This window comes from Vulcanisaeta distributa DSM 14429 (genome assembly GCF_000148385.1).
Lineage (GTDB): Archaea > Thermoproteota > Thermoprotei > Thermoproteales > Thermocladiaceae > Vulcanisaeta > Vulcanisaeta distributa.
This window is the reverse complement of record NC_014537.1, coordinates 1972548-1984656: the sequence shown is the minus strand read 5'-3', so window position 1 is coordinate 1984656 and position 12109 is coordinate 1972548. Positions and strand designations below refer to the sequence as shown.

17 protein-coding genes are annotated in these 12109 nt (G+C 43.8%); 7 read left to right on the top strand and 10 right to left on the bottom strand.

Features of this window, described 5'->3' with window-relative positions:
• Positions 1-29: 29 nt before the first annotated feature.
• Positions 30-491, top strand: a complete 462-nt coding sequence (locus VDIS_RS10415) for an aminoacyl-tRNA deacylase (protein ID WP_013337208.1) — start codon at positions 30-32, stop codon at positions 489-491.
• Here VDIS_RS10415 and VDIS_RS10410 read toward each other — a convergent pair.
• Together VDIS_RS10410 and VDIS_RS10405 are read right to left on the bottom strand one after the other, a co-directional pair.
• Positions 463-1665, bottom strand: coding sequence for a PUA domain-containing protein (locus tag VDIS_RS10410; protein ID WP_245522512.1), 1203 nt, complete (start codon positions 1663-1665; stop codon positions 463-465). The genes VDIS_RS10415 and VDIS_RS10410 overlap by 29 nt on opposite strands.
• Before the next feature lie 24 nt (positions 1666-1689).
• Positions 1690-2037, bottom strand: a complete 348-nt coding sequence (locus VDIS_RS10405; protein WP_013337206.1) for a hypothetical protein — start codon at positions 2035-2037, stop codon at positions 1690-1692.
• 92 nt (positions 2038-2129) lie between these two features.
• On the opposite strand from VDIS_RS10405, the gene VDIS_RS10400 reads away from it, so the two are divergent.
• Complete coding sequence (locus VDIS_RS10400) at positions 2130-3107, top strand: Lrp/AsnC family transcriptional regulator (protein ID WP_013337205.1); 978 nt, start codon at positions 2130-2132, stop codon at positions 3105-3107.
• Here the strand turns inward: VDIS_RS10400 and VDIS_RS10395 are convergent.
• Positions 3093-3518: a phosphate-starvation-inducible PsiE family protein gene (locus VDIS_RS10395; RefSeq protein ID WP_013337204.1), complete on the bottom strand. Its 426-nt coding sequence runs from the start codon at positions 3516-3518 to the stop codon at positions 3093-3095. The two genes, VDIS_RS10400 and VDIS_RS10395, sit on opposite strands and share 15 nt — an antisense overlap.
• A gap of 138 nt (positions 3519-3656) precedes the next feature.
• On the opposite strand from VDIS_RS10395, the gene VDIS_RS10390 reads away from it, so the two are divergent.
• Complete coding sequence (locus tag VDIS_RS10390; protein ID WP_013337203.1) at positions 3657-3974, top strand: hypothetical protein; 318 nt, start codon at positions 3657-3659, stop codon at positions 3972-3974.
• A 5-nt stretch (positions 3975-3979) separates the two neighbouring features.
• Positions 3980-5050 (top strand): V-type ATPase subunit, encoded by a 1071-nt coding sequence (locus tag VDIS_RS10385; RefSeq protein WP_013337202.1) that lies wholly within the window; start codon positions 3980-3982, stop codon positions 5048-5050.
• On the opposite strand, the gene VDIS_RS12890 is transcribed toward VDIS_RS10385, so the two are convergent.
• Genes VDIS_RS12890 through VDIS_RS10375 form a run of 3 tightly spaced genes read right to left on the bottom strand, consistent with a single transcriptional unit; the run spans position 5051 to position 6817 of the window.
• Complete coding sequence (locus tag VDIS_RS12890) at positions 5051-5188, bottom strand: hypothetical protein (RefSeq protein ID WP_013337201.1); 138 nt, start codon at positions 5186-5188, stop codon at positions 5051-5053.
• A 46-nt stretch (positions 5189-5234) separates the two neighbouring features.
• The gene (locus tag VDIS_RS10380) at positions 5235-5978 is read right to left on the bottom strand and encodes a hypothetical protein (protein ID WP_013337200.1); all 744 of its coding nucleotides are present in this window, start codon (positions 5976-5978) and stop codon (positions 5235-5237) included.
• Positions 5978-6817 (bottom strand): aldo/keto reductase, encoded by an 840-nt coding sequence (locus tag VDIS_RS10375; protein WP_013337199.1) that lies wholly within the window; start codon positions 6815-6817, stop codon positions 5978-5980. The genes VDIS_RS10380 and VDIS_RS10375 overlap by 1 nt, the downstream gene beginning before the upstream one ends.
• 179 nt (positions 6818-6996) lie before the next feature.
• Between VDIS_RS10375 and VDIS_RS10370 the strand changes: the two genes are divergently transcribed.
• The 3 genes from VDIS_RS10370 (at position 6997) to VDIS_RS10360 (ending at position 8257) form a co-directional block, all read left to right on the top strand.
• Entirely contained in the window at positions 6997-7251 is a 255-nt protein-coding gene (locus VDIS_RS10370) for a helix-turn-helix domain-containing protein (protein WP_013337198.1), read from the top strand.
• Positions 7252-7317: 66 nt separating this feature from the next.
• Positions 7318-7836: a nucleotidyltransferase family protein gene (locus VDIS_RS10365; protein ID WP_013337197.1), complete on the top strand. Its 519-nt coding sequence runs from the start codon at positions 7318-7320 to the stop codon at positions 7834-7836.
• Positions 7829-8257 carry a HEPN domain-containing protein gene (locus VDIS_RS10360; protein WP_148678326.1) on the top strand — a complete coding sequence of 143 codons (429 nt, stop codon included), beginning with the start codon at positions 7829-7831 and terminating at the stop codon, positions 8255-8257. The genes VDIS_RS10365 and VDIS_RS10360 overlap by 8 nt, the downstream gene beginning before the upstream one ends.
• A 36-nt stretch (positions 8258-8293) precedes the next feature.
• Here VDIS_RS10360 and VDIS_RS10355 read toward each other — a convergent pair whose 3' ends face one another.
• The 4 genes from VDIS_RS10355 to VDIS_RS10340 form a co-directional block, all read right to left on the bottom strand.
• Positions 8294-8629 (bottom strand): TusE/DsrC/DsvC family sulfur relay protein, encoded by a 336-nt coding sequence (locus VDIS_RS10355; protein WP_013337195.1) that lies wholly within the window; start codon positions 8627-8629, stop codon positions 8294-8296.
• A gap of 82 nt (positions 8630-8711) precedes the next feature.
• On the bottom strand, positions 8712-9638 hold the full coding sequence (locus VDIS_RS10350) for a hypothetical protein (protein WP_148678325.1): 927 nt from the start codon (positions 9636-9638) through the stop codon (positions 8712-8714).
• A 74-nt stretch (positions 9639-9712) separates the two neighbouring features.
• Positions 9713-10846: a dissimilatory-type sulfite reductase subunit beta gene (gene dsrB / locus VDIS_RS10345; RefSeq protein ID WP_013337193.1), complete on the bottom strand. Its 1134-nt coding sequence runs from the start codon at positions 10844-10846 to the stop codon at positions 9713-9715.
• A complete protein-coding gene (locus tag VDIS_RS10340; protein WP_013337192.1) occupies positions 10846-12087 on the bottom strand; it encodes a sulfite reductase subunit alpha in 1242 nt (413 codons plus the stop codon). Before VDIS_RS10340 ends, dsrB begins: the two co-directional genes overlap by 1 nt.
• Positions 12088-12109 lie beyond the last annotated feature (22 nt).

Genomic DNA, 12109 nt, shown 5'->3' with positions numbered 1-12109 from the left:
ATTAAAGGGCAACCCATTGATTAAGTATTGTGGTTAAGGTACGTAGGGAGGTCATCATGGGTTTGGCCGTTAACGTTCTAGAGTTTGACCATGGAGTTGAGACCGTGGAGGCGGCATCTAGGGAAAGTGGTGAGCCCACGAGTAAGATTGTTAAGACGTTATTGCTCAGGGCTGGTGATGAGTACCTGGTGGCAATTGTTAGGGGTGATAAGATCATTAATTTTGATAGGTTGTCTAAGGCGTTGGGTAAGTCAGTAACAATGGCTAAGGCAAGGGAGGTTAAGCAGGTTTTAGGTGTTGATGTTGGTGCGGTGACGCCACTCAGTGAGAGGGTTCTATCGCTTAAGGTTGTTATGGACCCGTCAATACTGGAGAATGATTATGTATTATGTGGCGGCGGGTCTAGGAACACGCTGATGAGGATTAACGTTAAGGACCTAGTGAATCTACTAAAGCCAATGTTTATTGATGCCTTTGAGAAGGCTTCCTGAGCTTAGCTATGAAGAAGCCTGGCGTGTCATGTACATGCGGGTAAAATCTAACGACAGAATTCTTATACTTATCAATCAATCCACCTGATGCCCTGGGGATGCTTATATCAATTACCTCGAAGCCTAGGCCCTCGGCATAGGCAATATTATTCTCATTCTCAAGTGGTGGTATTGTGCATGTTGAGTAAATGAGGATACCACCAGGCCTTAATAACCTCCACGCAACCTTAATGAACTGCCTCTGATAATTCGACATCGCCATGACTAAGTCCATGGTCTTCACATCAAATAGCCTGGGTCTAACACCCATGTCCGTGCAGGGTGGGTCTATGAGGACTTTATCCGCAGAACCGATGAGGTCAGGCCTATCGATGTCCAGGTACCTCGTATCCCTGACCTCAACCCTATAAAGACCATTCATTCCAAGCCTATTCAGTATCTCAATCATCTCCCTAACCTTACCCTCACTCCTATCAAACGCATGGACAATAGCCTTACCGCCACTTAACTGTATTACGTGGCTCGTCTTACCGCCAGGCGCCGCGTTCATGTCGATAATAACCTCATTGGGCTTAGGGTCAACTACATGGCCAACCCACTGGGCCGGTAGGCTTTGGTCATAGAAGAGACCCAATTCGTACTCCCTCATCTCCCTAACCTTAGGCATCTCATAGACACTGACTAGTGTCTTAACTGCAATTCCGTGCCTAGTGGTCTTGATATTGTCATTACTTACCTCGGCTATCCCAAACGCCACAACCTCACCATTGGGGGCTATGACGTTGACCTCGTCACCCCTCCTAATCTCCTCATCCATCCTCACTACACCGGGTACGTATAGGTTAGCGCCTACGTAAACACTCTCAGCGGCTCTCTTATCGGCGAGTACGTACTTACGTGCTGACGGTATCTTATTAGGTCCTTTAACGGGGAACCAAAGCGCCTCAGGTAAATACTCATCAGGATATACGTCTATAGACCTTTCACGTAGTAACCTCATTAATTCCTCAGGGCTTATCCTCAAGGTGTTAACCCTAATGTAGTACCTACCTGGTGGTCTCCTAATGCTTTCAAAGATACTTTCCAATTCACTTTCAGAGAAGTACTGTAGGAAATACCTGTATAATTGATAGTCAAGCCTATGCCCCTTAACGATTTCTACCTCCTTCCTCACGGCCGTATTACCTGCCATTCAGGCCTAAGCCTGAGCCTCACCGTAATTACTTAAATCCCTTAACCTCTTCAGTAAGATGTTAACGGCGTCATTTGGATTCTCCTTAGCCAATTTCCATAGTTCCATACTCTCAGTAATTATGTACCTAAGAACCCTGGACCTAGTCTTAACGGGCTTTGTGCTCTCAACCCTAACATAACCATCATTCGCCAATTTACCGAGGACCTTAGCCGTCTTTAGAATGTCTGAGTGCTTATCATTAAGACCTGCAAACTTTAGTAATGACCTTGCCTTAATGGTTACCCTCTTACCCCTGCTCTTACTTACTAAATCAACCAGTGCTTTTATAATTCGTAGATCGTACTCCTCCATACAATGCGCGTTTTAATTAACCCTTATATAACAGTTATTCACCGGAGCGCAAACGCAAATCACTTTTTAAGTAGTAATCAAGGGCATGACCTGTGGAACTTACTGACAAAAGAAGGTCATTACTAATGGAGCTTCAGTACAACTTCCCAATAACTAAAAGGCCATTTCTTGATGTGGCCAAGAGACTTGGCGAGGATGAGAATTGGGTATTAAGTGAGACGAGAAGCCTGATAAGCAATGGCGTGATTAAGAGGATTGGGGCGCTGGTGAATTATAGATCAAGGGGCTTGGTATCGGCTTTAATTGGCGTTAAAGTACCGAATGAGTTAATCGATGAGGTTGCCAAGGCTATAAATTCCGATCCTCAGGTCTCGCATAACTTCGTTAGGGAACACCCTAGGTATAATGTGTGGTTTGTTACCAAGGCCAGGAGCAAGGAGGAGCTAATAATGAAGGTCTCCAATACCCTGTCCAGGTTTGGTATTAATGACCTTGTGGTATTAACGGCGCTGAGGACCTATAAGATTGACGTTAAGTTTGACTTAATCAGTGGGGTATCTCGAACGAAGTCAATGATATTACCGCTCAATGTACCACCCATAGAATCCACGGGGCTTCCAATGGAGTTTTTCAGGAAGTTGAGGGCAATAAGCATTGAGAGGGAGCCTTTTAATGAAATAGCAAGTCTCGCAAACACGGATATTGATGGGCTGAGGAAATTAATTAATAATTTAATGAGGGTTGGGGTGATTAGGGACTTTTACGCAACACTGGACTCAGATAAGGTGGGATTTAGGGAGAATGCGATGGTGGTATTCAAGGCAACGCCGGAAATCTGTGAAAGAGCTGCGTTAATTGAGGAAACCACGCATGTGGTGCTTAGGGAGGTGACCCTTGGTTCATGGCCCTATAACTGCTACTTCATGATACACGGCATTAATAAGGACGTGCTTGAGGATGCCATAACCAACATAATGAAAAGACTTGGTATAAATGAGTACGAAACCCTTTATAGCATTAGGAATTTACTGCCTGAAATGCCGAGGAGACTTGAGTTAACTAATATGTGACACCATCTTAGCCCTACTGACTAACCAATACGCCAGTGCAAGCACCAGTATGCTGGCCACTAACAATACGCCATAGTCAAAGGACGCGCCCGGTGATGCGATATAGAGCAGTAATTCCCTGGAGATCGCCGTGAGGACAACAGCAAGTACCAGGTCTACGACTACGGTACCCGTCTTTATGTATTCTAGGAACATGTCAACAAATTCAAGCGCTATTACGACGAGGAATACCGCAGATAAAGCACCTAGTATTTTTACGTCAGATATTGAGGAAAAGGGCATTAACGACATAATATCTTTAACAGCTAGATATAGCGCCACGGTGCCTAAGACCACGGTTATTATTATTATCACTACGTATAGTGCAATGCTTATGAGTCTGAAAGCCCTTACGACATCCTTCGTATCCATTAATCACGGGTTTTAAAAAGATATTTTTAGGTCTTTACCATTATTTATCATTGATAATAAACCACGGTTTATACCAATGCGCCATAATCAATTATGATGCAATAATATTTTTAAGGGCCTTATCGCAGAGTCATTATCGTGTCTTTAGAACGGATTTATGAAATTCTCAGGAAGGTTGATAGTAAGGTTGATGAGGTGTATAAGTTAAGGGATAGTAATGATGCTGAGATTGCTAAGTTAATAAACGAGGTTAAGGTTAAGGTTCAAAGTGAGGTTGAGGAGTACATAAAGAGGATTATTAATGAGTATAGGGAGAGTAGGTCTAGGGAAATTGAGAATGAGGTGAGTAAGTATTCGGAACAACTGCATAAGGAGGTTGAGGAGTTTAAGAAGAGAGTTAATGACGCAATTGATAAAACCGTTGATGAGGTTATTAAGGCATTGATCGGTGAGTAAGTGAAATGTCGAGCAATTACGTTATTAAATTAACCGCGCTTGGACCTAGGGTTAGGGGGTTAAGGGCTAGGTACTTGAGTAAGGATAGATTGAACGCATTGATACTGGCCCAGACCCTTGAGGATGCGGTGAACGTGCTGAAGGGTACTGAGTATGGGGATATCCTTGAGAGGTTGGGTAAGATAGTTGATGAGGCCCAAGTGACTAACGAGGTTAGGTCTCACGTAATCAAGTCGATAAGTTCGTTGGCATCATCAGTGCCGTCTCCGGCATCGACAGTCTTGAAGTCATACTTAATGAGGTTTGAGCTTGAGAATGTTAAGGTAATTGCGAAGTCATTAATGAGGGGGTTGGAGGGTGGTGGGTCCATGGAGGGTTTGATTAATGTTACTGTGGAGGAGGAACTTGGTAGAAGGCATGTGCTGGCTGCGATCATGAGTGTTAGGGATGTAGAGGACCTGCGCAATAAGTTAATAGAGATTCGACACCCAGCAGGCCCTGCACTTGATAGTTTCCTAAGGATTAATAAGCAATATACTCAGTATAGTGTGATGCTTCTTGACACGTTCATAGACAAGGCATTCATTGAGTACTTAATGCGATTGGCGAGGATTGATTACTCAGTTAATAAATTCATTAAGGAACTCGTTGAGTTCTACAATCTCAATGTGGTATTAAGAGGTAAATTATGGGGCATATCGCAGGAATTAATCAGTGAATTGGCAATACGTTCAGGCGCCGTGTTCGGTACGGCCGTGAAGATATACGGTGAATCGCCAACGAGAATACTCGAGGAGGTGGCTTCCGTATTCCCATCAGTGGATCAGTTAATTAAAGTTGCCGGCTCCTCAGACCTGAGATTACTGGTTCAATACCTCGGCTCATTTAGTTATAGGTTTGCCAAGGACCTTGAGAACTCCATGATATCGCTATTTACGGAATTCTCACCAGGCGCCGCCTTGGCTGCCGTACATTTCAAGTTCGTTGAAAGCGAACTAATTATTACACTATTAAACGCGTTTCTTGAAGGTATACCGAGGGACTTCGTGGCTAAGCTTTACGGTCCCGCCATCTAATTACTTAATGTTTCTTATCTCCTCAATCTTCTTCAATAATTCCTCCCTAGCCTTGTTTATTCTCTCATTTACCTGCTCAAGGTACTTATTCACAATCCTCTTGGCCTCCTCCTGAACTATCTCGTTAATCCCAGGCATTAACCTTGGTTTATTTAGCAAATTATAAATGCTTTATGCTCCATGCTCACCGCCTAGTACTAAGGATTAATGAGGTCGCAAGCATAATTAATGAAGCCAATATAAGTATTAATGCATACACGCCATGGGCATTATTAACCGTATTATTACTCTCAACGTACGCAATCGACGTTACAATGGCGTTATTGCGTTGAATGCATGTACCATTCACTAGTATATTGACTATCGTATTTATGCAGGGGCATGATAATGGAACAGCTGGTTTAATCAGTATATCTAAGTTATTGTCAGCTTGGGTCGTTATGAATAGTGAGTATGTGTATGGTGTATAGTCGATGACTCTCCTATCGCTTAGTACGGTAATTGATACATAACCACTGCCAAGTACTGTGGCGTTTATCGTGAGGGTACATGAGCCTGGTAGTGTGATGTTAACCCATTTACTCATTGGATTATAAATATTAAACGTGACCTGCGACTCATTAATTATTCTAACATAGTTTACTGCCGGCATTAACGTGATTTCCCTTGCCATTATTGACCCATTACTCAGTCTCTCGGGTTGTCCATTGTTTATTGAGACCAGTGCGTTACCAATTACGTAATTATTAATTTTAACTACCTGAGGAAATATGCATGTTGTGTTGCTTTTTAACTCACCGTTTATGCACGTGTACGTAATGATGGCGCCTTGAATTAATGGAACTACTAGTAATATTAAGCTCACGATTAATAATGCCAGTGATATTACCTCCGCGTACTTGGTTATTGTTAATGTCCTTGTCATCATTAAACCCTACGGAAGTGAGTACTTATTGCGTCCCAATCCTCCTTACTCAGTCTCCAGCCCATGGCGCCCGCGTTCTCCTCAACATGCTCAACCTTACCTGCCTTCGGTATTGGCACCAGGTTGTCAATGCCTACGTACCAATTAAGCACGACCTGTATTGCCGTCTTACCATACTTCCTACCAATACTTCCGAGGAATTCATTACGGGCGAACTCGCCCTTCTCAAGTGGCGTATATGCCAGGTAAAGCATTCCATTCCTCTGCACGTATGGTATTACCGACGCCTCATCAACCCTATGGAGGAGACTATACCTATTCTCCACGGCGACAATGTCATACTTACTGAAGCATTGCCTAGCCCTCTCAATGCCCTCAACATCGAAATTGCTCAAACCGACAAACCTAACCACTCCATCATCTATCAACTTCTCAAAGGCCTTCATAGTCTCGCAAATCGGCACATCAGTGGCAGGCCAATGGAGCAGGTATAGGTCTATGTACGTACCCAACCTCTCCCTACTAGCCCTAGCAGATCTAATGACATCATCATAGCGGGCATGGTTCGGCCAAACCTTAGTAACTATGAACAGTTCCTCCCTTGGGAAGCCCTTTATCGCCTTACCGACTAGTTCCTCTGCATGTCCACCACCATACATCTCTGCCGTATCGATTAGAGTCATTCCCAACTCAATGCCTCTTCTTAGTGCCTTGACCCAACCCTCGTCATTTGAGTAGTCAGGTGACCAGAAACCACCACCCATACCCCACGTTCCCATACCTATTACGGAAACCTTACCATTTATTGACTTTATGTACTTAGTATCCTTACTCAATGGCATAGGCAATCATGGGAGTACCTCCATGAAGCTTATAAGGGTTATGCCGAAGACATAATGAATTGATTCTTATATTGAATTATCGCATTAATTTAATATTATTCATTATTAAATATGTGTATTAAGTTAAATTGATCTAAATATAAAAATCCTTATTAATAAGTTATGTATTAAATAAAATGATGTCTACAGAATTAGGTGATAAGGAGAGAATTGTCTTAAGGATTATTGGTGATGCCTGTAACAAGAAGGGTCAGGATAATGTTAAACTTGAGGAGGTTTCTGAGCGCCTTAGGGTGGCTGGTCTCAGCATTAATGATGCCATGGACGTGCTGTATAGGCTTGAGGACCTGGGCCTAATTAGACTTGAGATAATTGGTTATTCAACGATAATTCACATTACTGATAAGGGCAGGGATGTCTATAAGTCTTTATAACCTCCGTTAGTTTTAGGGCGTTAAGTTAAAATTATCTCAATGAATGAGTTATAGAGGTTTAGTTCAATGTTTAGGAAGGGCCTTGATTTCATTAAGGAGCCCTATAGAACGGTCATTCAGAACCTATTAAACTCATTGATTAGGCTATACGGTGATAACCTGGTTTCACTTGTTATTTACGGTAGTGTCGCGAGGGGCGTTCAACGTAGGGATAGCGATATTGACATGTTGGTAATTTTCGAGGAATTGCCGAAACCCATGTCTGATAGGATTAAAATGTTTGAGAGGGCTGAGGATGAGGTTCAGTCATTACTTGATGAATTATTAGATAGAGGCTATGCTATTACCCTGTCCCCATTAATAAAAACTAGGGAGGAGGCTAAAAGGTTCTCACCGCTTTATCTGGACATGACTGAGGATGCCGTGATTGTCTATGATAAGGATGGATTTTTTGAGGGGGTGCTTACAAGAATAATTAACAGGCTAAGGGAGTTGGGCGCGACGAGGGTTTGGGTTAGTGATAGGGCTTGGTATTGGGTTTTGAAGAGAGACTATAGGTTTGGCGAGGTGATTGAGATTGAATAATCTCGAGATGGCTAAGTCCTACATTAACCAGGCTATGGAAAGGATAAAGCATGCAAAGGAGGCGCTAAACAGTGGTAATTACCCATACGTGGTTAGGCAGTGCCAGGAAGCCGTTGAGTTGTTGCTTAAGGCGGCATTGAGAATTGTTAGTGTGGAACCACCAAGGTGGCATGATGTTGGTCCAGTGCTTAGGAGGGAACGTAGTAAATTCCCGGAGTGGTTTCAGGAACACATTGATGAATTAGCGTCGATATCGAGAAGTCTTAGGAAGGAAAGGGAGTTCTCGATGTATGGTGATGAAGAGAGCGGGATACCTCCTGAGGAATTGTACACGAGGATAGATGCTGAGAGAGCACTTAATGATGCTGAGAAGGTTCTCTCATTGGTTAAAAAGTTATTTAATGAAGCAGGTGGATTATGAAGAGGTTTTTAAGTGAGTCGGGATTTTTACATTTTGTTATACGCATCCTGTTGGTTTTGGTGCTCCTGCTACTTTGCATGCTCCGTGGGCTGGTCCGTCTGGGAATAGTTCGTAGATTCCCTCTAGTGTTTCTCCTGTTTCTTTTAGGAGCATTTTTATTGGTGGGCATACTCCATAGGTCTCCCAGTACTGCCTAAGATACCTAACAACCCTCCAATGCCTCTCAGTCATCTGCTGAACACCCTCAAGATTCCTAGCCATCCACTCAGCAATCCTCTCATCCCAAACCTCAGGATTCTGCAAAAAACAATCCTCATCAAGTATTACCTTCTTCCCATTAACTTCATATTCCCCTGGACAGGTTACTGGCATGTTATCACCAAGCCCATTAACGTGTTATGTTGTAAAAAGGTTGTTTCACGTGATATGTGTAACTACGCTGCATAAGTTCTTTTTATACTCTGACTTTAAATATACTCCCTGGCATCATTAGCTTTCTGAAAATATCCTTGGCATCGTCAATGCTTAACCTGTATGCTAATCTCTTTAATGAATTATCTATTAATATGGCCTTGTCACCAAGCATTCTCCTATTAACCCTCCCAAAAATTCTCGCCTTTAATAATGCATATATCATTGCCCGAGACGCAAGTAGGTACTCCTCACCCTTATTCATGGGCATTCCATACACGTAATTGTTAGTTAACTTAATCCCTGGGTGAATCAGGGGCCTTACCCCCAGTCTTTTGCACGCTACGTCATCAAGCCTTATTACGCTGGGCATGCACATCAATTTCTTGCCTAGGTAGTTTACGAGGACCTCATTGTAGTGATCAGCGTGTATTAACACGTCATGGGGCTTGCCTAAATTACGTAGTATCTTCACTATTTCCCTAGCCCTTAACTCAGACCTAAACTTTATTCTCTCCGCATCAAGTCGTGCATACTTTATTAACCATCTGACCGCATCTTCAAAGTCTCCCCTAAGTAATGCTGAGTTATAGGCCCTATGCGCCTCGGCTATTTTTAATTCCATAAATGCCACGTACCTCCCATCACTGCTCAAGGATTTATAATCAAGGTTGTGGAGCATGGCCTTAATCCTTATACCCACGCTAATCACGCTATACGGATCGACGGGGATCACATCAATGCCATATTCATTAAATTCCCTTAATGCCTTATAGAACTCCCTGGTATAATCAATATTAAAATACTCAATGTCATAAAGCAACTGATCGATGTTAATTTCACCACTTAGGTATTGCCTGACACTTTCAGTATTTGGAGATTCAACTATAAAAACGTCATAATGCTGAGCCACTTCCCTTAAGTACTTGATATATTCAATTCCTGACGGCATCAAGACAATGCTTATCAATTTAGCCGCCCAATGAGTAAATAAGATATAGATAAAAGAAATTTAATTATTTTTAGGAAAAAGATGGCGTTAACTCACATATACGTTATGAACTGCCTAACGCCAAAATTCCAGGAAATCTCCTCACACCTATTATGCCTAGTCCTAGGAACACCAAGCCTATTCATAAACTCATCAATACCAATCCTATCAATGAAATCACCAAGCCTCTCACCAGGCTTGGCCTCCCTCCTCCATACATCGATTATTTTTCTCACGGCTGCCACGATCTCCCTATACTCCGGCGGATTGACCGGTAGCCATGGAATAACCTTATAGGGTAGCCTCGGTCCCGTGCCCGTATTACTAGTCTTACCACCCACGAACACCGCCACACCAATCTTTGCGGGATCCCAATCAAAGTAGTCACACACATTCTTACACCTGCTACATGCTATGCACTTCCTCTCATCAACCTCAATACCAACTGAACCATCTGGCTTACCGAACACCTTAATCGCGCCAACGGGGCAGACTGCCGCCACGTCGGGCACTGCCCTCTTAAGGGCCTCGGCACTGGCCGGTAGGCAGAACTTTATCTTCTCCGGGTCAGGCCTAGGCGCTTGACCATAATGACCAACAATAACTATGTCCCCAGCCAACGTGCCTCCGCATATGTTTGGACAACCTGCTACGAAGATCATAAGCTTAGCTGGTAATTTCTCCTCGCCAGTGAAGAAGGGCTTCAGATGGTTGTAGAGGACTTGAGTTATTGATGGTGCATCAACGACAGCCGTTGTACAGGTTAGGTAGGCCGTGCATGATGTTATGTGCCATAGCGAGGCGCCCCATCCTCCTACTGGGAAGCCTAGTTTTTCGACTTCCTCCTTGATCTTTAGTGCTTTGTCGAGGCTGTCGGTTATGAACTCAAGGTTCATACCCCTAGTAGCCCTAACAACGCCTAAGCCGTACTTATCGGCGATCTCTATGAACTTCTCAAGCGTATCGACGCTCACCCTACTGTTTGGTGGTAAACCTACCTTTATGGTGAATACCCTATCGCCGGTCTCTGATATGTGCTCGATAATCCCATTACCATGAAACCTCCTATCAACCCACTTACCATAGTTATTCCTAATTATCTCAGGTAATTGGGTGGAGAAGGGCATTGGCAACCTCTTATTCATCCTATCCCTAGGTTCGGGGGTTACGGTCAGACTCATGCCCATCACCCCGTGCTAGAACCACCTCCAAAGTACTCACTCACCAACTGCCTCGACCAATCCTCATACAACCTCCTCTCATCATCAGTCAAAACAGCACCAATAGAAATCCTTAAGTGCGTAGACGGCGTACCCCTTGGCTTATTAGGCAATGTCTTATCAGCCACCTCACTAATTACCTTGAAACCCCTCCTAATTATCATATCGCCAATCCTATGCCTACGTGGCGCTAGCTCCATGTACTTATTGACTAATTCCTCAGCGAATGGTATGACCTCCTCTATTGAGTCTAGGAGTGCCACAGCCTTGGCTAACTTAGGTCCAAAGTGGCCCTGGGCGTGCGCTCCAATGAGTAATGCTATTTTCCTGTTTTTACCTGGCTTAATCGCCGGGAACGCCCTCCTAATGCAATTCATGGCCTTAAGGCACTTAGACCCATCTATCCTTAGCTCCTTCTTCTCCTCATCCCAGATAATGGCCTTTGATGGGCATGAATCAACGATTTCCTTCGGGTTTATCTTACCTTCCTCGACCATTTTCCTGAATAGCCCCTGATCAACCTCTGGTGCACCAACCCAAGTGCCGATTAATGCGAAGTCGGCCCTTGAGTTTGCTGTGGCGCAGTCCATTGGACAACCACTAAACTTGAACTTTATTTTGTACGGGAACATCTGTGTATTGAGATACCTATAAATTGCTGGATGTGATCTAATGTAATCCATGGCATGTAATGTATCGTATAATGCGAATTCACATAGGGCAGGGCCAGGGCATGCGTAGAACTCCCTGAACGTGTCGCCAGAGCCACCAACGTCGCTACCCATTATCGTCCTTATTGCATCAACAGCCTCATCCGCCTTTTCTGCAATCATGTTAAGGACTAATGCGCCAGTGTTACCGCCAAGTTCTAGTAAGCCGATTCCGTACCTTTTAGCCACCTCAACGACTTTCCTTAGATAACTCGTTGAGTAGAATCTACCAGCAGGTACATAGGTTCTAAAGTGTATTTCAACGAACTTTCCATCTCTGCTTCTTCTGGCTAGTATTCCGCTGAATACGTATCTAACCCTGAAGGATCCACTTAACCAAGGCGTGTACTTCTTGGCTAGGCCCTCGGCGTAGGCCTCAATCGGGTACTTCGTCTTCCTAAGCTCAGCCACATAACTAGGCCAAGGACCACCCTCAAGATACTCCAGCATCTTCATGCCACGCTCAAGGTCGCTTGGCTGGCTTGTTTGGGTTGACATGCGTTATCGTTATTCATAACCT